This window comes from Paenibacillus sp. LX16, assembly GCF_036252815.1.
Classification (GTDB): domain Bacteria; phylum Bacillota; class Bacilli; order Paenibacillales; family Paenibacillaceae; genus Paenibacillus; species Paenibacillus polymyxa_B.
Genome location: NZ_CP141152.1, coordinates 1,059,655 through 1,082,500 on the forward strand (window position 1 = coordinate 1,059,655; position 22,846 = coordinate 1,082,500).

Sequence of the window (22,846 nt, forward strand, 5' to 3'; positions counted from 1 at the left end):
GGAGACACATAATCCATTCCGCCTTCCTGTGGACAAGCTGTTTGCGATGGCGGCACGGGTCAATAAAAAGCGTTCGTTTTTATTTGTCAGTAAAGTGCTGGGCAAGCATATTCCGGTAAACCCATACACTTCTCTACTCAGTGGTGCGGCGCTGGCGATTCTACTATATAAGGAGCTTGTCCCACAAGCGGGACAACAGATGGACGAACTGATAGGAGAGGCCGTGAGAGGACTTCTTGACCCGGACTATGCGAAAGAGGCCTACCGAAAGCTGATGGATGAACGTTTAGCTTTTGCATTTACGGAGCCGATCAAGTTTGTTGGTTTTGCCGAGACGGCTACAGCACTGGGACACAGCATGTATCGGCTGTTTGACGACGGAGCCTCGTATATTCATACGACGCGCGAGGATATTCCGGGCCTTCGGCCGATTATTCGGTTTGAAGAAGAGCATTCGCACGCTGTTGATCATCGTTGCTATGCACTGGATGAAGGTGCTTTTGCGGGTGATGGCCCGATTGTGCTGGTAGATGATGAAATTACGACGGGGAAAACAACGCTTAATATCATACGGGATATTCAGGAGCATTTTCCGCGTAAACAGTATGTGATTGCTTCGTTATTAGATTGGCGAACAGACAGCGATGAGCAGGCTTTCACTGATCTGGAGGCAGAGCTAGGCATTACGATTACGCCTTTAAGCTTGCTCAAAGGAAAGATTGAGGTACAGGGAGTACCGATCCTGGATCACGCAGAATATGCCGGACAGGCTGGGCACTCAGAACATGCAGCCACTAGCATGGCAGAGGTTAATAAAGACGCTTCTGGAGTAATTGACCACCGTTTTGAAAAGGATACTTCCGGCTTTGAACGGGTAGTGCACAGCTCCATGTCAACAGACGGGTACGCCAATACAGCTCCTTATCTGAAATATACAGGCCGTTTTGGTCTACAATCCGCTGACAATTCAGCCTTGGATGCAGAAATCACGCGTACAGCTGAACGACTGAACCAACTTCGTTCTGGGCAACGCACGCTGGTTATGGGCACGGGAGAATTCATGTACATTCCAATGCGGATTGCAGCAGAGTTAGGCCCGGATGTGTATTTTCAATCGACGACACGCAGCCCGGTGTATCCCCACCGAGAAGAAGGGTATGGCGTCGCTTGTGGCGTGACATATCCTTCGCCTGAGGACAGTACGGTACGCAATTTTATTTATAATGTAGACCCCGGTCAGTATGACGAAATATTCGTTTTGATGGAAAGGGAGTCGGACCCAGAGCGGATGAACCCCATGCTGGAGGCTTTGACCCGTCTGGGCTGCGATAAAGTGCATGTCGTTTATTTTAACGGTTTAACTAGACAGGAGAGTAAAGGAGCGCGGATATGAAGCAAGCACTCATGGAGCAAATACAGCAGAAGAACATTCATCCGCCCGAACCGCTGGGCAGTTATCCTGCCTCGGATGTCACTTTTTTATTGAAGGATTTGAGCCGGGTTACGTTGGAAAAAGGGACGGAGGATCGTGAAGAGGCGATTCAGTCGGGAGTCCATTATTCAGAAATGCTGCCAGTAGAATACGAGCCTACAGCAGAGTATATTGCATTGTTTCACGAAACGCTTGCCCAATCTGCCAAAAAGGTTGCATTAGCGGCAGCTTCTGTGGCTGAGATGATTGTGAGAAAAAGAGGCCTGAACACGGCGATTGTTTCTCTTGCCAGAGCAGGAACGCCCATTGGTATCCTGATCAAGCGTTATATTGACTGGAAGTATGGCGTATCCTTGCCGCATTACAGCATTTCTATTATTCGTGGCAAAGGCATTGACCGGAATGCGATTTTATACATTTTACAGCAGCATGGCCTGGGAATTGAACTTCAGTTTGTCGATGGCTGGACGGGGAAAGGGGCGATTCGCCAGGTGTTGATCGAGGCCTGCCGTGAGATGAACGCGGATTACGGGTTGCGTCTAAATGATGATCTGGCGGTGCTGGCCGATCCGGGCAGATGTTCAGAAACCTTTGGTACACGAGAAGATTATTTGATCCCAAGTGCTTGTCTGAATTCGACAGTATCAGGTTTGATGAGTCGGACGGTATTGCGCGACGATCTTATAGGCCCTGACGATTTCCATGGGGCCAAATTTTATGAATCCTGGCGGTCAGTGGATCAGTCCAATACGTTTGTGGATACGGTATCCGGGTACTTTCAAGACGTGGCTGAAACGGCTGTTGCATATGCTGAACAAATGACATTGAATCCGCCTGCGGTGACATGGCAGGGCTTACGGGATATTGAGGCGATTCAGCAGGCATTTGGTATTCGGGATATCAATCTGGTCAAGCCCGGAGTGGGGGAGACGACTCGTGTACTGCTGCGTAGAGTGCCGTGGAAAATTCTGATTGACCGCGAAGATAATCCGAATCTTCAGCATATTATGCTGTTGGCAAAGGATCGAGGAGTGCCTGTAGAGGTATTTGAAGGATTGACTTATTCCTGCTGTGGAATTATCAAGCCGCTCAAGGGGGGACAAGAATGATCTACGCAAGTGATCTAGATCAGACACTGATTTACTCCATGCGTTCGCTTGGCGTACCGCTGGAGTCCCCTGGTCTGTTGCCTGCGGAACAGATAGACGGGGCGACGTCGGCTTTTATTTCTGAACAAGCCCTGCAATTGCTAAAGACACTGCCTGAAGATGTGATGTTTATGCCCGTGACGACTCGGACGATAGAACAGTATAGACGAATCACCGTGTTTCAGACGGAGTTGGTTCCCGCATATGCCGTGACGAGTAATGGTGGAAACATCATCGTCGGAGGTGAGGTGGATCGAGAGTGGAATCGGCGTATTCATGAACAAGTACGCCGTGATGGTGCTCATGCGGAAGAAGCACGTCAGGTGTTCGGACAGGTGCTGCATGAAGACTGGGTGGTAAACGAACGCTTTTGCGACGAGTTATTCTATGCTTTCATGATTGAACGGGATCGTATGCCGCTGGAACAGGTGCTGGAGAAGGCGCGAATCATGCGTGAAATGGGCTGGGAGGTATCCATTCAAGGTCGTAAGGTGTATCTGGTACCTGCGGCGGTGAATAAACAGGCAGCCGTGGAGCACATCCGTAATCTCACGAATGGAGGGGCTGTGGTTGCGTCCGGTGACTCTTTGCTGGACCGTTGTCTGCTGGACTATGCCGATTATGCGATTGCTCCGCGTCATGGTGAATTGTATCGGGAACAGCTGCGGGATAAGCTGGAGGTCAATTACCGTTTTACAGAAGTGTCGGGAGTTTATGCAGCGGACGAAATCATGGCGTATGTTCATGAGATACACCGGAGTGTGTTCGCAGCTCAAACTTCATTTTCAGAATAGATAGGGGACGTGGCTCTGTGAAGAAGGTCAAAGTGTATTTTAACCGTTGGTTTTCAGTGGCGTATCATTATATGAATGCTATTCGAAACAATGAGGACGGTATTCCGTTCGAGATCTATGCGACGCACTCTGATCCGCAGCATATGGCGTTACAGGCCAGTGATGTAGCTGAAGTAGAGCCTCGCACCAGTGGTGTGGAGTACGCACGGTTTTGCGCTGATTTTTGCAGGCGGCACGGAATTGATGTCTTTATCCCACGGTGGAATATGCTCGATATTAGCAAGCATCTTTATTTGTTCGACGATATTGGGACAAAAGTAATGGTATGCCAAGATACCGAACTGCTGGAGCAACTGATGGAAAAGGATCTGTTTTATGAATCCATTCGTCAAAAGAATATTGTCACGATTCCCGATTATGCCATTGCCAGCAATGCCGAGCAGTTTAAACAGGCTTATGAGTCGTTAATAGCACTTGGACATAAGGTATGCTTCAAGCCATGTAATGCAGAAGGCGGAATGGGCTTTCGTATCATCGACAATGAACGTAATCCGCTGGAGGAACTGTTCGGCCATGCGCTGAATCATATTTCGTTCGAGGAAGCACACCGCGTATTGTCATCCACAGAATCATTTCCCAATCTGATGGTGATGGAGCTGCTGGAGGGATACGAATACAGTATTGACTGTCTGGCCGATCGGAACGGAAAGCTGCTAGCGGCAGTTCCGCGTAGGAAGGCAGGAGGACGATTACGGCTGCTGGAGCAGCATTCCGAGCTGTTGGAGGTGGCACAGAAGGTCGCTGAGGCGTATCACATTCCGTACAATTATAACATTCAGATAAAATATAACGGCGAGCATGCCAAGTTGTTAGAGATCAATCCGCGGATGTCCGGAGGACTTCATGTATCATGTTTGTCCGGTATCAATTTTCCTTATCTAGCGGTGAAATCGGCTTTGGGTCATGAGATCGGTTCACTTCATCCGCAATACGACATTTTAGCCAGTCATATCGAGCAGCCAATCACCATACGTAAATCCGTACATTGACACACACAAATATTGTTTTCTACAATATGGTAAGGGTTTACGTCAGGAGGTACAAGCTATGACGTCAAAAATGTGGGGTGCCACGATTGCTGTGGTTAGCTACCTGATTGCGCTTTTACTAAGTTTTTGGTTGCCATTGTTTGTGTGTTTGGCGATTCCGATCATTGGTTTGGGAGGATACAGCGCCCTCATGGCTGTTCGCCATCCTCGCCCCAATCTGACCGGTTCCGTGATTCCGGTGGTGCAGGAGCAGGTCGGTGAGACACAGCAGCATGAAAAGGAAGCTGCCGTTCGACCCGAGTCTATGACAGGACAAGTACGTCAACCAGATCAGGTGAGCAGTGAATTTGCTCAGGTGATGGAGTATTTGGAGGTACTGGAGGATATGGTGATCTCCGAGGGACAGAAGGATGCGCTTGATAACGAGATTGTCGAGAAGGCGCTGGCTCTATTTGCACGATTGCAGCGGGTCATTCCACTTCTGCATGAACTGAACAACAGCGAAGTGAATCATACGGTTCGGAGATTGATTTTGAAGGATTTGAACGGACTGATTAATCCGTTTCTTCGGCTCAGCGGCGATGCAAAGCGAACCAACCGGAGGACGTTATTAAACGGATTACGGGATGTGGACAGCAAAATATCAGTAATTGTGTCCACGATGGAGCATAAGGATCTGCTGGAATTACAGAGCAAAGCGGAGCTTATTCACCAGCGATATAGCAGTTCCGAATTGTAGGCGATTTTTTGAGAAAATAAAAAAACAGCTGAATAGCTGCTCTGAATAACAACGATTAGACTTGGGTGACAGTTGTTTTCAGAATAGGAGGTAGCGTATGGCGACCCCATGGGCTGAATTGAAAAAAGAAGATGAACAAAAGGTGACTGAGGAGGCTTCACAGCTGATTCAGAAGGTATCACAAAGCGATGTCATGAGCTTGGATACCTTAATGGATGATATCGGTAAGCTGGGGGTTAAAACGCAGGAACGTGCGGGGCAGACCCTTAAAATGCTGGATCGTCCGGTAAACGACCTCATGTCCGGCGATCGGGCTGAGGTATCCAATATGATCTTAAAGCTGCGTGATGAATGCGAAACGCTCCAGCAGAGCAAAAATGTGAGTTTTTTTGGCAAGCTTCTGCGTAAAAGCCCGTTAAAAAACTACATTTACAAGTATCAGTCGGTGAAGACGAACATCGAGAAAATCATTACTGCCTTGAGAGATGGTAAGGATAATCTGGAAGAAAACATCGTCAGCATGAGACAGTTGAAGAAGGCTTCCATTGAAGAAATCTACAATTTACAGACGAAGATTGCCTTTGGTAATCGCTTGAAAGAACTGTTTGAGACCGAGATTGCCAAGCCGGAAAATGAAAACCGCAAGCCTCATCTGGAGCGGGGATTGCGCAAGGTGGTTACTCGTACGCAGTCGATGACTGAAATGATTTTGTTATATAATCAGGCGATTGCAGCAACCGATATTATTAATGATAACAATGATAAACTGATTGATTCTGTAAATAATGCGATTGATAAAACATCGAATCTGATCACTGTATCGGCTATGATCGCAATGGCGCTGGCGGATCAGGATAAAATTATTTCAGCCGTCGATGCGACCAACCGTACGATTGAAGATCAATTCAAGGAAAATGCGAAGCTTCTCAAAACGACGACCGAGAGAACGACAGATCTGCTTAGCAAGCCTTCTATGTCACTGGAGGCTGTGAATCAGGCGATTGGGGATTTGGTATCTGCTTTGGATCTGTCTGAAAAATCAAACCGTCGGATTATTGAAAGCTGCCATGATTATACAAGTAAAATGACAGCAATCAATGCCAACCTGAGCCAACGTTTGGGGATTGAAGGGAAAGAACCATCCAAACCGCTGAAGGATAGCAATTCTTCTGAGGGTCTAAGCTCGTTTTTGAACTGATAACAATGTAGAATAATAGACCCAATCTATGAAAAAGACGCCGGAGTGACTCCAAAAGGCGTCTTTTTTTGGTTTGGCAGCAGCCAATAAAGGACATGATGAACATACATAGCATTCTCGTGCATAAACTCTTAAAAAGCGAATGACAAAAGGAGAGAGCGAGCGTATGATGTCCTTTATTTTAGGGTGTGTGATTGTCTATTTACTCGTGGCTGCCAGTAGCGAAAAAGCAGATTCAATTTTGGAGTTAAATGATTCTGTGAAATAAAATTTTTTATTGAAAATCATGCATTTTCTGATAGGATAGAGTTAAATATTGGAATCCCAAAGGAGAATGCATGCTGGAATTTTCATTTGAAATCATCGACGAATCGAAAATTAACATTGTATATCAGTATGGAAGCAGCAGCTTCAATTTTAATTTATTTTTTAACTACGGTGTGTGGACGCTGCATCCTTTTGACGGGATTCTGCTGCAGAACAAGGAAATGTGCCGTCTGATCGTTACGGATCTGTTTAAGAACAAAGATTTTCATGTCATGCTGGCACGCGAAAATATTTTATTATCAACCTTGCGTACCTCTATTGATCTCAATCCCGAAACTCGGGGAGGACGATACCAGGAACAGGAATTTGATGAGCTGTCTGATTTTGCTGAGACACACAGCTTTGAAGAGGTACTGCAAATCGAGCAGGATTCCGTCCGCGAACGTATGGATTTCTTCCAAAACATTATTCAAAAGATGTATATGGAAGGATTCGGCCCGGAAGACAATGATTTTAACAAAGTGCAAGCTATCCTCCGTATTTATAAGGCTGCACATGACCAACTCGGAGAATTGAGCGACTTTCCCCTGAGAGGCGACGAACGACGCAGATGGTAGATTTATTGAATAAAAAAAGATAGAGTCCCGTGAATAAACTCCACGGAACTCTACCTTTTTTGTGTACCTGAGTTACAAAGCAAGGAAGGCCAAGTGATTTACTCTGGTCTGCTTCACCCCTACACCTACTCTAAAACGTATAGAAGCTCTACGGCGATTGCCAGCGGAGCGGACAGAATTGTTCTGAAGAAGCGAAGCGATCGGAAGAACAATCTGCACGCGTAGCGCCCACCAACCGCAAGAAAGCTTTCATACGCCCTAACTAACTTATCCCCATTAATATCATCGAGCAAAGGATAAGCCCCGCCCCGCACCCCGAAGTATATACCTTGAGGTGGCGGAACATGGATGTTTTCCAGGCTGACAGAGATTCATCGGAACGCAAACGTTCATTTTCCTCCTGCAATGCCTTGGATTGACGAATGAACAACTGTCTGATGTCGGCAAATCCCCGCAGGAAGAGGGTTAGAAAACCGCTTTGCAGAACGTGGAAGATTGCACCGATCACCAAGCCCAGCAACCCCAACAGGAATAGCAGATTTGCAGTAGCCATGTTTTCACGACCATACAAGAGATGGGGGATGGCGTACAGAAATCCTAAAGTACCGACAATCAGGGCAGTGAGCCCGAAACGTAAAATCATTATTTTTCGACCCGTTTCGCAAAGCGCAGGTCTGGGTTCGAACGAGCATCAAATACGATACCTTGAATCTTAGGGCTGATTAATGCGGTGTCCGCAGAGAACTGGATCGGAATAATTGGCAGATCTTCCATCAATACGTCTTCCGCCTGATGGAGCTGTTCAAAGCGTTTAGCCGGATCAAGCTCAAAGGTTGAGGATTCGATCAGTTTGTCATACTCCGGGTTGCTCCAGTTGGTAAAGTTGTTCGAATTTTTGGAAGTATAATGCCCCAATACGCCGAGTGGATCCAGGAAGTTTCCTTCCCAGCCCATACGAGCGATCTGGAAGTTCTTTTGTTTAAAGGTATCAATGTACGTTTTCCATTCCTGATTCTCCAGCGTCACTGCAACGCCCAAGTTCGTTTTCAGCATTTCCTGAATCGCTTCAGCTACTTTTTTATGCTTGTCAGAAGTGTTGTATTTAAAGGTGATCGGTGGCAGCTGTGTCAAACCTTCTTCTTTCAGACCTTCGGCCAGCAATTGTTTCGCTTTCGCAGCGTCAAACTCATAGTATTTTTTCGGTGCTTCGTCACGGAAGTCCTTGCCGAATGGCGTTGTTGTTCCGTATGGAACATAACCGTAAGCGGGAGTTTCGCCACCTTTGGTTACGCTGGTAGCCAGTGCTTCGCGGTCAATCGCGTAGGCGATGGCCTGTCTGATTTTTTTATTGTCAAACGGCTTTTGTTTTACGTTAAAAGAATAGGTATACACACTGAAAGATGGATGCGACAGGAATTCCTTGTTGCTCTTTTCCTGATCCAGGGTATCTACGGGAAGGCTCAAAATCAGATCCAGATCGCCCGTTTTGTACATTTGATAATAAGTTGTGGAGTCTTGGACCATTTTAAAATTAATCGTTGCCATTGTAATGGCATCTTTGTTCCAAAATTGATCGTTTTTCGCCAGCGTAATTTGTTCGTTATGTTTCCATTCCTTGGCTACATACGCACCGTTGCCGACAATTGTGCCCGCTTCTGCTGCCCATTTGTCATTTTTCTCAACAACCGATTGGTTTACTGGCAGATAAGCATGACCCACTGCGATCGTTGGGAAGAAGCTTAGCGGTGATTTCAGCTCAACTACAAGAGTTTTATCATCTTTAGCTGTAACACCCACGTCTTCAATTTTACCTTTGCCTGTGTTGTACGCTTCGGCACCTTTGATGTAGTAGAGGGCAGAAGGATCGTAGGCAGCTGTTTTCGGATTCAGTACCCGTTTCCAGGAGTATTCAAAATCCTTAGCTGTCAGCGTGTCACCATTCGACCATTTTGCACCGTCACGGATAGTAAAGGTGTAGGTTTTTCCGTCAGGAGATACATCTACTTTGCTGGCAGCGCCTTCTACGATTTTACCGGCCTTATCGTATGTATACAGCCCTTCGTACAAGTTATCAATCACAAAGTAGGACGTTGTATCTGATGCGAAAGCAGGGTCCAGCGTATAAGGCTCTCCACCTGCCAGATTGGCAGTAATTTCTTGCGGGATATCCGCTTGAGGCGCAGCGGACGGGTCGTTGCTTGCTGTTTTGTCCGTAGTACCAGAGCATCCAGCCAAAGCCGTTACGGCCAAAAGTAGGATGATCGTCATCCAATGCATTTTTTTCATCGTGGTTTTCCTCCATTACTGTGATTAGTTATGCCAAAAATAAGGTACACCGTACCGGGATTTATTCATCCTCCTTTCCCGCAGGTATGCCGCGTGTGCGCACTTCGATAAAGGAACAGCCGTTTTTCCTGTGGTTAGGCGAGAAGCTGCGGATCATGGTGACACCCCTCCTTGTCCAATTTGGATCTCTCTGTTGTTAATGTTGTGAGCGCGGGTCAAGTGCATCCTGAAGCCCGTCTCCAAGTGTATTGAACGCCAGCATGGTGAGCGATATCATCAGCCCGGGGAAGAATAGGCGCCACCATTGACCGCTTAAAATAACGCCAAGTGAATCGTTAGCCATCGTCCCCCAGCTGGCCGAAGGAGACTGAATCCCCAGACCGAGAAAGCTCAGGAACGATTCGGCAAAAATAGCTGACGGAATAGTGAACGTCAAATTCACGATAATGATTGCCGCTGCGTTTGGTAGCAAATGTCTGAAGATAATACGCGAATGAGATGTCCCCAAGCTACGGGCTGCTAACACATATTCTTGCTGCTTCAGCTGTAAGATTTGCCCACGTACTACACGGGCCATACCGACCCAGCCAGTAATAGATAATGCAATAATCATCGTGAGCAGGCCTGGCTTCATAATGACGAGCAGCAAAATGATGACCAGTAGATAAGGAATGCTATACAAAATCTCAATAATACGCATGAGAATGCTATCGATCCTGTCGCCCATTTTGCCGTGCCCAGCACAATAGCCAGCAATGCAGCCGACGAGAATACCAAGTACCAAATCAATGGCGGCAGCGGCAAAGCCGATCATGAGTGAGATTCTAGCTCCAGCCCATGTCCGTGCCCATACGTCTCTTCCCAGATCATCCGTACCAAACCAATGCTCTTTCGAAGGAGAGAGATTCGTTTTCAAAAGGGATTGATCACTGGGTGCATAGGGAACCATGGAAGGTCCAACAATCGCCAGCACAATAATAATGATGAGTAGGGAAAGCCCCAACAGAGCAAGCTTGTTGTTAAAAAGTCTGCGTAGCCGATCCCGCCAGGGTGATTCTTTGGGTCTGGTCAACGTGGGGGTGGGGATCTGGCTACGATCTACAAGACTGAACAGGCTGTCTTTTTCGACAGTAGGTGCTGCTTTCATGTTAATCTCCTTTGCTGACTAATTTGATTCGTGGATCGACAAGGCGATAGGAAATATCAATTAAAAATAAAGTAACGACCAGAATGGCACTGTAGAAAATGGTCGTACCCATAATGACTGGATAATCCCGGTTAAAGATACTGTCTACGAAGTATTTACCGATGCCGGGAATGGCGAATATTTTTTCTGCGACAAAGGTACCTGTAATGACGGAAGCGAATAGCGGCCCGATAAAGGAAAGCACCGGAATCAACGCATTGCGTAATCCGTGACGAAGGACTACCGCCCAAGAGGACAACCCTTTCGCTTTGGCGGTGCGTATGTACTCCTCATGCATGACTTCCAGCATACTCGTCCGCATAAAGCGGGCGATAACGGCAAGCGGTGAAACCGCGAGAGCCAACGACGGAAGTACCGTATGCTGCCAGGTTCCCCATGATGCGACCGGAAGCAGGTGCCATTGGACGGCAACATACTTGATTAGCAGCGGTGCCAATATGAAGCTGGGTACGGAAATACCAACAATGGCGATAAACATCGAGATATAATCCAGTGGTCGATTATGGTGTAGAGCAGCCAGCGTTCCGAGCGAAATGCCGGCAATAATCGCGACCACGATGGATTGAATACCCAGCAATGCAGAAGGTGGAAAACCTCGGGCGATGAGCATATTGACGTCCGTCGTTTTCGATTGAATAGACGGGCCCATATCCAGCACTAGCAGATTTTTTAGATACAGCACATACTGCACAGCGAGTGGCTTGTCCAGATTGTACCTGGCACGCATGTTCTGTAATACCGCTTCTGGAATCGTTTTGGAATCATTCGAGAACGGATCACCTGGGATGATGTGCATGATGATAAACGTTAAAGTGACGATAATCCACAACGTAATGAACATCGTAAAAAGACGCTTTAAAATGTACATGGGGCGTTATTTCTCCTGTCTATCAAGCTGATTTACATACTATGGCTGCTGAAATTTTAAAATAAATAAAAGTATATAAGAATACTAGGAAATAATAAGACGGTTTAGGTGACATGTCAAGGTAAGGTTTTACATTATAGAACACAGGTCAAATTTTCGTCACAGGTTTTCCATTTATATAAGGCTAAGATTCCGCTCATTCCTCTCGACGAGTATCCTGCGGTGTGTTATGATGATACTCTGATAACGTGTTAACGAACTAAAGTGTTTGCCACCTGTTCTTGGATACGGGGGTCACCATTGTTGGAGGGGAATAAGATGAGAAAAGCAGCCATGTTTACGATGTTAATTGGATTGATGATGATCGTGTTGGCCGGATGTTCCGGCGGTAAGGATGACAGTAAATTGATTATTGGAATTGATGATAAATTCGCCCCGATGGGCTTTAGAGATGAAAATAACGAGCTGACCGGCTTTGATATTGATTATGCGAAAGCGGCCGGGGAACAAATGGGCAAACAGGTGGAATTCCAGCCAATTGACTGGTCTGCTAAAGAATCCGAGCTGAACAGCGGACGTATTGATCTCATTTGGAATGGATACACCATTACGGATGAGCGTAAAGAAAAAGTGCTGTTCACGAAGCCATATCTGAAAAACAGTCAGGTGATTGTCGTTCCAGCTACTTCTAGTCTTTCCAAACTGACTGATCTGGCGGGCAAAACCGTGGGTCTCCAAACGCTGTCCTCAGCAGCCGATGCATTGGATGCAAATCCGATCAAAGGTAAATTAAAGCAAGTGTCCGAGTTCCCGGATAATGTTCTTGCTTTGACGGATCTGAAAACTGGACGTCTGGATGCGGTTGTCATTGATGAGGTCGTTGCCAAATACTATATGTCGAAGGAACAAGGGACGTATAAGCTGCTTGATGAAGCACTGGCCCCTGAGGAATACGGCATCGGTGTGAAAAAAGGAAATGAAGAGCTGTTGACGCAGCTGCAATCCGCTTTGGATGAGCTGCACAAGAACGGAAAAGCTGCTGAAATTTCGAAAAAGTGGTTCGGTGAAGATAAAGTATTAAATTAACACGTAGTGTATTGAACTAAGGGTTTAGGAGTCGAAGGTCATGAGTATGGAGTATATTTTACGAATTATGAAGCCGATGCTTGAAGGGGCACAGATGACGGTTATTTTATTTTTCATCACGCTCATCTTGTCTATTCCACTGGGTTTTATCGTTACGTTACTGGCAAAAAGCCGGATTAAGCCTATCGCCTGGCTAATGCATACGTACATTTATGTTATACGCGGCACGCCGCTTTTGCTGCAATTATTGTTCTTTTGTTTTGGTCTGCCGATGTTGCCTGTCATTGGGGAGTATCTGGTAATGGATCGGACAACGGCTGCGGTGCTGGCATTTGTACTGAATTATGCGGCTTATTTTGCAGAAATTTTTAGAGGCGGGATGTTGTCGATTGATAAAGGGCAATACGAGGCTTCGCAAGTGCTGGGCTTGAGCAAGTCGCAGACGTTGATTAGAGTCATTGTGCCACAAATGGTACGGATTGCTCTGCCCGCGGTAACCAATGAGGCGACAACACTGGTGAAAGATACGGCACTGCTGTATGCAGTAGCGGTACCGGAACTGCTGCATTTTTCCAATACGGCTGTGAACCGTGACTTTACGATCGTACCTTATGTTGTAGCAGCGGTTATTTATTTGTTGTTAGCTTTGGTGCTGACGTTGTTCTTCAGAGCGCTGGAAAAACGTTTTAAATTCGAGTAAAAGGAATGTCGGGATATGAATATTAATGCAATAGAAGTTATCGATTTGAAAAAATCGTTCGGCAAGCTCGACGTTCTGAAAAGAGTGAGCTTTAACGTTAAAGCAGGCGAGGTTGTAGCCGTCATCGGTCCTTCAGGTTCAGGAAAAAGTACCATGCTCCGTAGTTTGGTACACCTGGAAGATGTGACGGGCGGGACGATCCGCATTCATGATAAAGCACTGGTGGAAAACGGTCAGTACGCTCCGGCAGGTGACATTAAAGGCATTACCACCGGTATGGGCATGGTGTTTCAGCATTTTAATCTGTTCCCTCACTTGACGGTGCAGGATAACCTGGAGCTGGCTCCGAAGCTGGTGAAAAAGGTGAGCAAGGCTGAGCTACGTCGCCAAAGCGCTGAGTTACTGGCTAAAGTCGGATTGGCAGATAAAGCAGATGCGTATCCATCCCGACTATCGGGAGGACAGAAGCAACGTGTGGCGATTGCCCGGGCAATGATGATGAACCCTGATATTTTACTGTTTGACGAACCGACCTCAGCCCTAGATCCCGAGCTGACGGGCGAGGTGCTGCGAGTTATCAAAAAGCTGGCTGAGGAACATATGACGATGGTCATCGTGACCCACGAGATGAACTTTGCGAGAGATGTGGCGGATCGTGTCATTTTTATGGATAATGGAGAAATTGCAGAATCCGGTACACCAGAGCAGATTTTTGGCAATCCGCAGCTGGAGCGGACGAAGGTGTTTTTGAATCGGGTAGAGGCTTAAAAATATAGTTGTTCTCAGGGAAGGCGCTGCGCGTACAGATTGTTCTTCCGATCGCTCAAGCTTCTTCAGAACAATTCTGCCCGCTTCGCTCACCGACCACTTGTGCAAGAAATATGTTTTTAAGCAGGAAGTATGGGGAAGAATAAAAGCAAGGGAGATGGCAAGTGCCATCTCCCTTTTTGTAGTTGTGGGGTATGCGAAACATGTAGCAACATGAGGAAATATAGACAGAATGTAAGCTCTGAAAAAGCTGACTTAACAAGGGGTAGAAAGCCTTAAAGATTACATATGGTAACAATGCAATGAATGATAGGAACAGCTATGAGGATAGAGATTATTTAATCTTTACATACCTACCGAAGGTATGTAAAATAAAAGATACCTACCGAAGGTAGGTTTTGAACGATGAGAGGATGAATCGACCATGAATAAATCTCGCAACGAAATCATCTTTACGTTAATCATCAATATTTTACTGCCTTATCTGGCTTACCGTTTGTTAATTCCGCACACAAGCAGTCTGATCGCTCTGTCCATCGCTGCCCTCGTACCGCTATGCGACTCGCTCTACAGCCTTATACGGACGTGCAAGGCGGATGCGTTCTCCGGTTTCATCTTTCTCGGCCTGATTCTTGGCGTCGTGGCCGTTCTCTTGGGCGGCGATGAACGCTTCATTTTGCTGCGTGAGTCTTATGTAACTGGTATTATGGGAATGGTGTTTCTAGGCTCGCTGTTTTTTGGCCGACCATTGATTTATTATTTTGCCGAGAGATTTACAGGCCATGATCCTCAGATGAACGATAAATGGGAGGGACTTCCGCGATACCGCTTTAACTTCCGCCTGATAACGGCGGTGTGGGGGTTCAGCCTGCTGCTGGAAGCCTTCATCAAAGTAGTGCTGGTATATTCGATGTCGATACCGACCTTTCTGGTCGTATCGCCATTCTTCACCTATGGGCTTATTGGATTGACGATTTGGTGGAATATGAGCTTCATTAGACGAATAAAAAGACAGACAAACGGGAGGTAAAAGATTATGCAAGACAAAGCGATGAACGACAGTCTAAAAAAGCTGCTTGAGATTGCCGAAAAGATGATTATGGAGAAAGGCTGTCGGGCGACGACACTACAGGATATTGCGGATCGCAGCGGACTGACTAAAGGAGCCATTTACCATTATGTCAAAAGCAAAGATGAATTGTTCGGTATGATTCTGGAGGCGGGAATGGAGAAAACCAATCAGCGTTTTTTTGAATCTGTTGCCCGGACTCCCGCAGGACCAGAAGGAATCAAGTCCCCACTTAACACCTTAACTGAACGGCTTCGTAACATCGGTAGTGGGGACAGCGCTGCCAGCCTGATTTTTATCTATCTACTCAGCCAACAGGATAAGCCCGCCGTGGCTGGCATTCTGAAACGTTATCATGAAGCATCTATCCTCACTGCCAAAACGTGGATCGAAGTCGGACAGCAGAATGGAGCTATCCCTGTTTCAATCGATGCGGACAGGACAGCTCGGATGTTCACCGTGTTCAAGAACGGACTGCAAGTTCAGCATAACATAGTGACAGATGGCGATAAAATCAACGAACTGGAAATTTACGAGTTCTTGATGAATGCGCTGGGCGCAGGCAGAGGCTAGGGAGCCCCTCCATTCGTTTTGTTATTCCTGGATTTTACCTTTAATTTTATATTTACTGAGGGAAAATCTAGGGATAACAGCGATCGGAAGAACAATCTGCATGCGTAACGGACTCACCACCATAACTTCTCCATCATCTATCTATTACGATCAACAATTTCTTTGTCCTCGCTAAATACTTCAATGACTTCAATTGAATCAAACTCGACTGCTGATAATTTGCTTTTCAACAACTTCATGAGATCACTAATTTTTTGTTTCACTTTTTGAGACTCAGGGTCGCTTGAATTTATCTGTTCACTAGGACGCCATTTCCCATAATACATATCCTCCAAAATCATTTTCATCATGCCTCCCTATGAAAAGTTAAGTGTTTATCCTTGTTTTTTAGTTATAAGCTAGAAAATGTACATGAAGCGACACTGCGGGGCGGATGGTGCTCCCCATCGCTGTAATACTGGAATTATTCTATAAGATTCAAAGAAAGCTAAACATAATAGAGTTAAAGCTTTAATTTGCTAGGTTTATATGCAAACGCTATTATTCTATAATTTACACAGAAAGGAGGTAAAAGTAAAAAACGGGATATGGCACGTATAAGAGATGTGCTGTAAAGAGAATCAACTAACAAGCAGGTATATGGAACAAACACAAAAATTTTAGGAGGTAGAGTATGTTTAAGTTTAGTAAGAAAATGATGACGGTAGTTCTTGCAGCTTCCATGAGTTTTGGGTTATTTGCTACAACCTCAAGTGCAGCGACAGACTATTGGCAAAATTGGACCGATGGCGGTGGGACGGTCAATGCTGTTAATGGATCAGGCGGTAATTACAGCGTAACATGGAAGGATACCGGGAATTTTGTTGTCGGCAAAGGCTGGACTACTGGATCGCCAAACAGAACGATTAACTACAATGCCGGTGTCTGGGCGCCGTCCGGTAATGGATATTTGGCTCTCTACGGGTGGACGAGAAACTCACTCATCGAATATTACGTCGTTGATAGCTGGGGGACTTATCGACCTACCGGAACGTATAAAGGTACGGTGACCAGTGATGGGGGCACATATGACATCTACACAACAATGCGATACGACGCACCTTCCATTGAAGGCCAAAAAACGACGTTTATTCAGTACTGGAGTGTTCGACAGTCGAAGAGACCGACCGGGGGCAACTCCACGATCACTTTCAGCAACCACGTGAAAGCATGGGCGAGCAAAGGAATGAATCTGGGAAGTAACTGGTCTTACCAGGTGTTGGCGACAGAGGGGTATCAGAGTAGCGGGAGCTCTAACGTAACGGTGTGGTAACCACTGGAGAAAAAACTACGGAAACAAGAGGAATACAATCATTTAAGGAGTTGGCAGAAAAGTCGTCAATGATGTTCTCCAGTCGTCGCCAGACTATTACCAATTATAGTGTAATAAATGACAAAGTAGAGATTGGAATCGATTATGAAGGTATTCTTGCTGTGGGTTTTCCCAACGGAGTAAAAATTGGGAATAAGTTCAATTAAAAAGAAGGTCGAATTTCGAGATTAAGGAAGGAAAAATCTCATTGATTGAAGATCACAGTTGAGTAATCCACACGTACATGTTTCTAAGCTAACGGAGAACGATAGTATTTCGTCCTATTGAAAGTCGCATATTATGCGGCTTTTTTTGATGTATGAGATCAAGTTCTTGACATTGAGCGGTGATTTTGACTCCGACTTGCTATTTCACTTTGTCGCCTTATCATACTCATGTTACATCTTCTTTAAAGTGTCGACAAAGAAATTTTAAATTATGCTTCTCAAGTCTCAAGACCTATTCACCAAATAAATTTAAAATTGAGTAGATTATTTCACAATCAACATTGATATGCGGCGAAGAGGGAATTTAATCGACCAGAAGAGGTCAGTTGTTCTCTCTCTTATTCAGACATCTTTACAAAAGAAAAGCATGTTAAATTACTCAGTCGGAGGAATCACTATTTTGAGAAAGCTATCATTCTTTATTGCCATTATCATGTTAGGTGCAATGTTGTCCGCTTGTTCTGCCATTACATCCACCGTGGATCAAGCGCCTGCAGGCGTTACGTCCAGCGAGAGCAAAGAAATCGAAAAATACAATGCGTATGTGAGGCTGAATAACTTGATGACAGGCAGAATCAATGAGGTTCTGGTTCATTATTTCGAGAAGTTCGGAGTTGATACACAGCCTGTAATTGAGAAGAACTTCAGCTTCATCATGCTCGGCGTTGCTGAAACTGAGCGGGAAGTTGTTGATAAAGCGAACGGCTATACCGCAAGCCAACCTGCTTTTGCGAACGCAGACCCCGTAGTGATCAAACTGACACCGGTCATCAATGATCTGTTGTCCGTCCTGGACGAGATGAAAGCCTACTATGATACAAAAGGCTACGTGGATGATGATTTCGCAAAAGGAAAACAGCTGCATACCAAGCTGGTAAGTGCCAATCTCGCTTACGAGACTGTCTCCAAACAATACTTCACGGCTATGCAAAAATTGGGTAACGAGCAGCGTCTGGCTGAACTGCAAAAACTCAAGGATTCAGATCAGCAGATCAGGTATAATGCCTTGAAGTTCATGATAGATGCCGAGGCTACGGCCATTGAGATGGATGAGCAGGGTATCACCGCCGACAATGTGCTGCAGCTTGATATGACGAAGTTTAAAGCCAAATACGACATTATGACCGCAGATCTGAGTGCGCTCATGACAATCTCAAAAGACAAGAATCGAGTTCAAAAAGAAGGGATTAACAGCTTCAGTATCAAGAACTATATTGATTCAGCCACTGAGGCAAAAGCGGCCGCTTCGAAAATCATTGAACGCATCAATAAGAAGGAACCTGTATCTGATTCTGACCTGAACGGCCAGTTCCTGAACACTACGGATGGCACACCTGAGAATTTCAATTATAAGCTAAGCAAGGCAGTCGAACGATATAATGAAATAAATTAAGCGTATCTAATGATAGGGGCTGCGAAAACAAATACGGAGTTCTGGTGACGAACAAGCCATTATCCGCGAATGGAACGCGGATAATGCTGTAGCAACGATTCTAGGGAAAGAAAAACAATGGTGGAGAGTCGAAGAGTATTTGAACAAGAATCTCTAAGCATAATTGGTCTTTACGCTAACGAGAAACGATAGCTTAATAGAAACAAGAAGGGCAGCCGGTCTTTGTGATCGGCTGCTTTGTTCAACTCGATTAATGAATATCTAGAGGATGCCGTGATAAGTGGCATCCTTTTGTTCGCTAAAGGACAGTTAGGACATAGCTAGTGCTACATTCTGCATGAGAGAAATTTCTCAAATAAGTAAAAGCATCTTTTGGAAGGATATTTCAATAGATAGATTAACTTAATTACTAAGGCTTGAACGGACAGAATCCTAAGAAAGGGCGATATAATAGTCAGTCAGAATACTGACAAATTAAAAAATGCGTGGAAGCAGCATCCACTCCTTGACTTTCCCCTGCACGGGAAACTGTATACTCACATTATGTTATGGATTGGAGATGATATTTTGTTCAAAATCAGTGCATTTTCCAGGCTAAGCAAGGTCTCCCTAAAAACACTGCGTTATTACGACCAGATTGGCATACTTAAGCCGAGAAAAGTAGATCAAGATACGGGCTACCGGTACTATTCCGCAGATCAGCTTCTTGAGCTCAACCGAATTTTAATTTATAAGGAATTGGGCTTTACATTGCCCCAAATTACACAGCTGCTCCAGGAAGATATTACATTGGAGAATATTCAAGGTATGTTTAAGCTGAAACGAAGCGAAATCCAGCAAATTATCGATACGGAACAAGCCAAACTTGTCAGGATTGAGGAGCGTATGCAGCTTATAGAAAGAGAGGGGCAATTCGAAACGGGCCAAGAGATCAGAATCAAAGCAGGAGGTGCTCAAACATTTCTTTTTCAAAAAGCATACGGAAGAGAAGAAGGCATTCCAGAGTTATTTCGTCAATTGGATTTGTTATTAACAACGGAAATTCGCCAGCTGATCCAAGGCCCTCAGGTTGTTTTGTGGAAAGACATCGACGGAAAAGAGGATGAGTTTGAGTTTGAAGTCGGTTATTTTTTAACCTGTGAGCTGCAATCATCTCCAGAGCCATTTCAGCTACGGATTCTTCCTCCTGAACCGATGATGGCCACAATGGCTTTTCATTCAAATTCAAAATTTGATGGTGCGGCCTGTATTCATTTAGCGAAATGGATTGAGAAAAATAACTATCAGATCAAAGAAAACGAATCGGGTAGGGAACTGTATTTACCGTTATCTCCAGAACGAGATGCACAATTCATCGAAATACAAATTCCAATACTAAATAGATAACTGAAGAAGGTAGAGTGGAGTGAATTGAAAAATAAAGGGATCATCTACGTCTTGGCACTGGCAGTTTTTTTGATCGGAACCATTGAATATATTATTACAGGAGTCATTGAAATGATCGCTTTGGACTTGGGGGTATCTACTTCCGAAGCTGGGTTACTAGTGACGGTGTTTGCTCTCGCTGCGGCCATTGCCTCTCCGATTTTGATCACACTTACGATCAATGCAGATCGCAAGAAGCTACTTATGACCACCCTTGGTGTGTTTATTGTCAGCAACGGTATAATGTTTGCAGATCTTGCTTATGAAACATTGCTATGGCTACGAGTAATCCAGGGAGCTAGTGGAGGAATGGCTACCGTTGTATCCATGGCCGTAGCGACGCGACTGGTTGAGAAAGAAAAAAGGGGCAATGCCATCGGTATCATTTTGATGGGGCTTAGCAGTTCGCTAGTGCTCGGTGTTCCCATAGGCACATTTTTTAGTGAGGTGTTTGGCTGGAGAGTTCTATTTATTTTAATCGGTATATTAAGTGTTCTTCCATTACTTATCATCTATAAAAAGGTTCCGGCAATCAAAGAAGAAGAAAAGGTTACCCTCAGCATGCAACTCTCCATTCTGAAAAATCCAACCATTCTGATAGCCTTGGTTATTACGTTATTTTATGTCGGGGGCTATGCTACACTGTTTACTTATATTACACCTTTCTTGCAAGAGACATCCTCTCTTTCCATGACCGAAATTAGCGGTGTTCTGTTCCTGGCAGGCATTTGTAGCTTTGTGGGGTCAAGAGTGGGCGGACAATTGGCAGATGCAAAGGGTTCGAAATTTACCATTCTTCTCGGGCTTCTGTTACAGGGGGTGACGCTTCTTTTATTCGCACTAGCCGGTGTCCATCTCTTGGTATTAATTTTGATTTTAATGATTTTTATGTTAGCAACGTGGAGTATCTCCCCGGCCCAGCAACTATATCTGGTTACTCTGGCGCCTCGAAATCCGGACATTGCTTTTAGCGTAAATACGTCTTTCATTCAATTTGGTTTTGCACTGGGATCTGGATTAGGCGGGCTTGTCATCCGTCGTACATCTGTCCTGTACTTAAATTGGCTGGGTTTTGCCGCTGTATGCATAGCTTTACTTCTTGCCATCTTACTATTTAAAAAAATGAGTAGTAGGACTAAAACTCCTATGGTTACTAAATAAGAAATGGACTGGATACCCACATCCAGTGCGATTTCAATGATGATATTATATCGTCTTAAAAGACAGAAGCTAAATATTATTTTTTTGTCCTTGGCTGTCGCTGTCCAATTTAAAGAGCCAGTCTAATACTTTATTTCTGCTGACAAAGAGAGGGATTTAGAGGCAAAAAAATATTTTGGGCTGTTGAGTAGAAGATGGTCCAAGCTATGTCTCCGCCATGTTTGTTCATCACTTTTCGCATAATCCCAGCAGTTCTCGTTCTCTATACACAAGATGACGAGGCATTAATTAAGCTAACGGGCAGTTATTCAAACGTGAATATCTTTTTTAATATGGACTGCTTGTTCAGTCATGATTAAAATGGTAATCAAGAAAATATTACCATATTGGGGAGGGTAACAAGGTGGAACTTTGAAATGCATACTCACTACATGACAAGGGTATTCACCGAGTGGAAAAGCTTTGAGGTCCTTTGGCCAGAGCCGCCTTCAATTGAACGTTTAGAAAAAATTGCAGCGAGTACGTTATTTATACAAGGAACAATAGAATGGCCGGATATGTACAATATCGCCGAGCACTTCAAACGTGTACCTGCAATTAGGTTTGCCGAGATCGAAGGGGCCGATCATATGCTTGTCCTTACTCATGCGGAGGAACTAGCTAATAGCATCCGACAGTTTGTCACAGGTGAGAACCATACGTGAATAGATTGGGTATCCCTTGAATCAAAGTATTATAATGGGGTGTTAAGAAGTTTTCACTTCTGAAACTGGATTCTTTGCTCGAATCATTTTAAAGAAAGAAAACGCAACACCAGATGAATTGGAACGCAACCCTCATCCAAGGGGATCTCAAGGAAGAAGTTTTGAACCTTAAAGAGCAACCCGGAAGAAACATCTTGGTGCACGTTACCTCAATAAAACAGCGGCAGGCTCAGACTGATAAAAACAAAGTCCGAGCCTGCCGCTGTTTTATATTGGAGCCAGCCTTATAATTATTATCCGGAGCCTGACGGTAAACTATACCCAGCTACCCTACATCCCACAGACGGTTCTTGCGAGCAGTTATTCTGAAAATAAAGCATCCGTTGCAACCGGCTGAAGGATAGGCAGTGGCTGAAGGGCGGTGGTCCGGTCGAGATGAACAAACGCATCATAGCGATCCGCCATGCTGGAAGGCACGTAATTGCCGAACCGCTCATGAGCAGGCTCATATACCACACCGATGGCACGGTGGCCAATGACCGTATGCAGCATGGAAGATGCATCGGAGAGTATTACCATGCCATTCCGGCCGTCTCCCGCCCGGTGCATGCAATACTCCCAGCTTCCTGGCTGTCCGGGCGGCACGGTCATTTTCTCAACCGGAGCTCCCCAAGCTCTTCCAGCTAGTACCTCGCCATGATAGGTCCCGAAACCAACGGCAAACACACGATGTTCCGGATCCTCCCGCAGCAGCTGCCCCACATTGACCATGCCATCAGCCATC

23 protein-coding genes (1 of these 23 cut by a window edge) are annotated in these 22,846 nt (G+C 45.3%); 17 read left to right on the forward strand and 6 right to left on the reverse strand.

Going from position 1 to position 22,846, the window contains the following annotated elements:
- The first annotated feature begins 46 nt into the window (after nucleotides 1–46).
- The 7 genes from T3H97_RS04790 (at nucleotide 47) to T3H97_RS04820 (ending at nucleotide 7,244) form a co-directional block, all read left to right on the forward strand.
- Nucleotides 47–1,393, forward strand: a complete 1,347-nt coding sequence (locus T3H97_RS04790; RefSeq protein WP_328802776.1) for a phosphoribosyltransferase family protein — start codon at nucleotides 47–49, stop codon at nucleotides 1,391–1,393.
- Nucleotides 1,390–2,541 (forward strand): cysteine protease StiP family protein, encoded by a 1,152-nt coding sequence (locus T3H97_RS04795; RefSeq protein ID WP_328801847.1) that lies wholly within the window; start codon nucleotides 1,390–1,392, stop codon nucleotides 2,539–2,541. The genes T3H97_RS04790 and T3H97_RS04795 overlap by 4 nt, the downstream gene beginning before the upstream one ends.
- Nucleotides 2,538–3,374 carry an HAD family hydrolase gene (locus T3H97_RS04800; protein WP_103049748.1) on the forward strand — a complete coding sequence of 279 codons (837 nt, stop codon included), beginning with the start codon at nucleotides 2,538–2,540 and terminating at the stop codon, nucleotides 3,372–3,374. Before T3H97_RS04795 ends, T3H97_RS04800 begins: the two co-directional genes overlap by 4 nt.
- Nucleotides 3,375–3,391: 17 nt before the next feature.
- Nucleotides 3,392–4,423: an ATP-grasp domain-containing protein gene (locus T3H97_RS04805; RefSeq protein ID WP_328801848.1), complete on the forward strand. Its 1,032-nt coding sequence runs from the start codon at nucleotides 3,392–3,394 to the stop codon at nucleotides 4,421–4,423.
- Nucleotides 4,424–4,481: 58 nt separating this feature from the next.
- Nucleotides 4,482–5,162, forward strand: coding sequence for a hypothetical protein (locus T3H97_RS04810; protein WP_328801849.1), 681 nt, complete (start codon nucleotides 4,482–4,484; stop codon nucleotides 5,160–5,162).
- A gap of 97 nt (nucleotides 5,163–5,259) precedes the next feature.
- Nucleotides 5,260–6,360 carry a toxic anion resistance protein gene (locus tag T3H97_RS04815; RefSeq protein WP_039272510.1) on the forward strand — a complete coding sequence of 367 codons (1,101 nt, stop codon included), beginning with the start codon at nucleotides 5,260–5,262 and terminating at the stop codon, nucleotides 6,358–6,360.
- A 338-nt stretch (nucleotides 6,361–6,698) separates the two neighbouring features.
- Complete coding sequence (locus T3H97_RS04820) at nucleotides 6,699–7,244, forward strand: hypothetical protein (RefSeq protein WP_274484256.1); 546 nt, start codon at nucleotides 6,699–6,701, stop codon at nucleotides 7,242–7,244.
- A gap of 262 nt (nucleotides 7,245–7,506) precedes the next feature.
- Here T3H97_RS04820 and T3H97_RS04825 read toward each other — a convergent pair whose 3' ends face one another.
- From T3H97_RS04825 to T3H97_RS04840, 4 genes are all read right to left on the reverse strand, one after another.
- The gene (locus T3H97_RS04825; protein ID WP_134903217.1) at nucleotides 7,507–7,887 is read right to left on the reverse strand and encodes a DUF3899 domain-containing protein; all 381 of its coding nucleotides are present in this window, start codon (nucleotides 7,885–7,887) and stop codon (nucleotides 7,507–7,509) included.
- Entirely contained in the window at nucleotides 7,887–9,530 is a 1,644-nt protein-coding gene (locus T3H97_RS04830) for a peptide ABC transporter substrate-binding protein (protein ID WP_328801850.1), read from the reverse strand. Before T3H97_RS04830 ends, T3H97_RS04825 begins: the two co-directional genes overlap by 1 nt.
- A gap of 196 nt (nucleotides 9,531–9,726) precedes the next feature.
- The gene (locus T3H97_RS04835) at nucleotides 9,727–10,677 is read right to left on the reverse strand and encodes an ABC transporter permease (RefSeq protein WP_328801851.1); all 951 of its coding nucleotides are present in this window, start codon (nucleotides 10,675–10,677) and stop codon (nucleotides 9,727–9,729) included.
- A gap of 1 nt (nucleotide 10,678) precedes the next feature.
- Nucleotides 10,679–11,605 (reverse strand): ABC transporter permease, encoded by a 927-nt coding sequence (locus T3H97_RS04840; RefSeq protein ID WP_328801852.1) that lies wholly within the window; start codon nucleotides 11,603–11,605, stop codon nucleotides 10,679–10,681.
- Between the two features lie 318 nt (nucleotides 11,606–11,923).
- Here T3H97_RS04840 and T3H97_RS04845 point away from each other — a divergent pair, with 318 nt between their 5' ends.
- From T3H97_RS04845 to T3H97_RS04865, 5 genes are all read left to right on the forward strand, one after another.
- Entirely contained in the window at nucleotides 11,924–12,691 is a 768-nt protein-coding gene (locus T3H97_RS04845; protein WP_328801853.1) for an amino acid ABC transporter substrate-binding protein, read from the forward strand.
- Nucleotides 12,692–12,731: 40 nt separating this feature from the next.
- A complete protein-coding gene (locus tag T3H97_RS04850; protein WP_328801854.1) occupies nucleotides 12,732–13,391 on the forward strand; it encodes an amino acid ABC transporter permease in 660 nt (219 codons plus the stop codon).
- Nucleotides 13,392–13,406: 15 nt separating this feature from the next.
- On the forward strand, nucleotides 13,407–14,159 hold the full coding sequence (locus T3H97_RS04855) for an amino acid ABC transporter ATP-binding protein (protein WP_328801855.1): 753 nt from the start codon (nucleotides 13,407–13,409) through the stop codon (nucleotides 14,157–14,159).
- A gap of 424 nt (nucleotides 14,160–14,583) precedes the next feature.
- Nucleotides 14,584–15,189, forward strand: a complete 606-nt coding sequence (locus tag T3H97_RS04860) for a VC0807 family protein (protein WP_328801856.1) — start codon at nucleotides 14,584–14,586, stop codon at nucleotides 15,187–15,189.
- A 6-nt stretch (nucleotides 15,190–15,195) separates the two neighbouring features.
- Complete coding sequence (locus T3H97_RS04865; protein WP_069291221.1) at nucleotides 15,196–15,801, forward strand: TetR/AcrR family transcriptional regulator; 606 nt, start codon at nucleotides 15,196–15,198, stop codon at nucleotides 15,799–15,801.
- Nucleotides 15,802–15,938: 137 nt separating this feature from the next.
- Here the strand turns inward: T3H97_RS04865 and T3H97_RS04870 are convergent, their stop codons facing one another.
- Nucleotides 15,939–16,142: a DUF6809 family protein gene (locus T3H97_RS04870; protein WP_328801857.1), complete on the reverse strand. Its 204-nt coding sequence runs from the start codon at nucleotides 16,140–16,142 to the stop codon at nucleotides 15,939–15,941.
- A 332-nt stretch (nucleotides 16,143–16,474) separates the two neighbouring features.
- Between T3H97_RS04870 and T3H97_RS04875 the strand changes: the two genes are divergently transcribed.
- The 5 genes from T3H97_RS04875 to T3H97_RS04895 all read left to right on the forward strand — a co-directional run bounded on the left by T3H97_RS04875 (nucleotide 16,475) and on the right by T3H97_RS04895 (nucleotide 22,062).
- Nucleotides 16,475–17,113 (forward strand): glycoside hydrolase family 11 protein, encoded by a 639-nt coding sequence (locus tag T3H97_RS04875; RefSeq protein WP_025720875.1) that lies wholly within the window; start codon nucleotides 16,475–16,477, stop codon nucleotides 17,111–17,113.
- 666 nt (nucleotides 17,114–17,779) lie between these two features.
- Nucleotides 17,780–18,772 carry a YiiG family protein gene (locus T3H97_RS04880; protein WP_328801858.1) on the forward strand — a complete coding sequence of 331 codons (993 nt, stop codon included), beginning with the start codon at nucleotides 17,780–17,782 and terminating at the stop codon, nucleotides 18,770–18,772.
- Between the two features lie 567 nt (nucleotides 18,773–19,339).
- Nucleotides 19,340–20,158, forward strand: a complete 819-nt coding sequence (locus tag T3H97_RS04885; protein WP_328801859.1) for a MerR family transcriptional regulator — start codon at nucleotides 19,340–19,342, stop codon at nucleotides 20,156–20,158.
- A gap of 24 nt (nucleotides 20,159–20,182) precedes the next feature.
- Nucleotides 20,183–21,358, forward strand: coding sequence for an MFS transporter (locus T3H97_RS04890; RefSeq protein WP_328801860.1), 1,176 nt, complete (start codon nucleotides 20,183–20,185; stop codon nucleotides 21,356–21,358).
- Between the two features lie 416 nt (nucleotides 21,359–21,774).
- Nucleotides 21,775–22,062 (forward strand): alpha/beta fold hydrolase, encoded by a 288-nt coding sequence (locus tag T3H97_RS04895; protein ID WP_328801861.1) that lies wholly within the window; start codon nucleotides 21,775–21,777, stop codon nucleotides 22,060–22,062.
- A 360-nt stretch (nucleotides 22,063–22,422) separates the two neighbouring features.
- Here T3H97_RS04895 and T3H97_RS04900 read toward each other — a convergent pair whose 3' ends face one another.
- Nucleotides 22,423–22,846, reverse strand: the end of a protein-coding gene (locus T3H97_RS04900) for an erythromycin esterase family protein (protein ID WP_328801862.1). Its footprint extends 893 nt past the window's final position; 424 of the gene's 1,317 nt are visible here — the last part of the coding sequence; its start codon lies beyond the right edge, outside the window; it ends in the stop codon at nucleotides 22,423–22,425.

Excerpts from the sequence above, each read along its gene's own strand:
- T3H97_RS04790 (WP_328802776.1), top strand. The coding sequence starts at position 47 with ATGGCGGCACGGGTCAATAAAAAGCGTTCGTTTTTATTTGTCAGTAAA.
- T3H97_RS04795 (WP_328801847.1), top strand. The coding sequence starts at position 1,390 with ATGAAGCAAGCACTCATGGAGCAAATACAGCAGAAGAACATTCATCCG.
- T3H97_RS04800 (WP_103049748.1), top strand. The coding sequence starts at position 2,538 with ATGATCTACGCAAGTGATCTAGATCAGACACTGATTTACTCCATGCGT.
- T3H97_RS04810 (WP_328801849.1), top strand. The coding sequence starts at position 4,482 with ATGACGTCAAAAATGTGGGGTGCCACGATTGCTGTGGTTAGCTACCTG.
- T3H97_RS04815 (WP_039272510.1), top strand. The coding sequence starts at position 5,260 with ATGGCGACCCCATGGGCTGAATTGAAAAAAGAAGATGAACAAAAGGTG.
- T3H97_RS04820 (WP_274484256.1), top strand. The coding sequence starts at position 6,699 with ATGCTGGAATTTTCATTTGAAATCATCGACGAATCGAAAATTAACATT.
- T3H97_RS04825 (WP_134903217.1), bottom strand. The coding sequence starts at position 7,887 with ATGATTTTACGTTTCGGGCTCACTGCCCTGATTGTCGGTACTTTAGGA.
- T3H97_RS04830 (WP_328801850.1), bottom strand. The coding sequence starts at position 9,530 with ATGAAAAAAATGCATTGGATGACGATCATCCTACTTTTGGCCGTAACG.
- T3H97_RS04835 (WP_328801851.1), bottom strand. The coding sequence starts at position 10,677 with ATGAAAGCAGCACCTACTGTCGAAAAAGACAGCCTGTTCAGTCTTGTA.
- T3H97_RS04840 (WP_328801852.1), bottom strand. The coding sequence starts at position 11,605 with ATGTACATTTTAAAGCGTCTTTTTACGATGTTCATTACGTTGTGGATT.
- T3H97_RS04845 (WP_328801853.1), top strand. The coding sequence starts at position 11,924 with ATGAGAAAAGCAGCCATGTTTACGATGTTAATTGGATTGATGATGATC.
- T3H97_RS04850 (WP_328801854.1), top strand. The coding sequence starts at position 12,732 with ATGAGTATGGAGTATATTTTACGAATTATGAAGCCGATGCTTGAAGGG.
- T3H97_RS04855 (WP_328801855.1), top strand. The coding sequence starts at position 13,407 with ATGAATATTAATGCAATAGAAGTTATCGATTTGAAAAAATCGTTCGGC.
- T3H97_RS04860 (WP_328801856.1), top strand. The coding sequence starts at position 14,584 with ATGAATAAATCTCGCAACGAAATCATCTTTACGTTAATCATCAATATT.
- T3H97_RS04865 (WP_069291221.1), top strand. The coding sequence starts at position 15,196 with ATGCAAGACAAAGCGATGAACGACAGTCTAAAAAAGCTGCTTGAGATT.
- T3H97_RS04870 (WP_328801857.1), bottom strand. The coding sequence starts at position 16,142 with ATGATTTTGGAGGATATGTATTATGGGAAATGGCGTCCTAGTGAACAG.
- T3H97_RS04875 (WP_025720875.1), top strand. The coding sequence starts at position 16,475 with ATGTTTAAGTTTAGTAAGAAAATGATGACGGTAGTTCTTGCAGCTTCC.
- T3H97_RS04895 (WP_328801861.1), top strand. The coding sequence starts at position 21,775 with ATGCATACTCACTACATGACAAGGGTATTCACCGAGTGGAAAAGCTTT.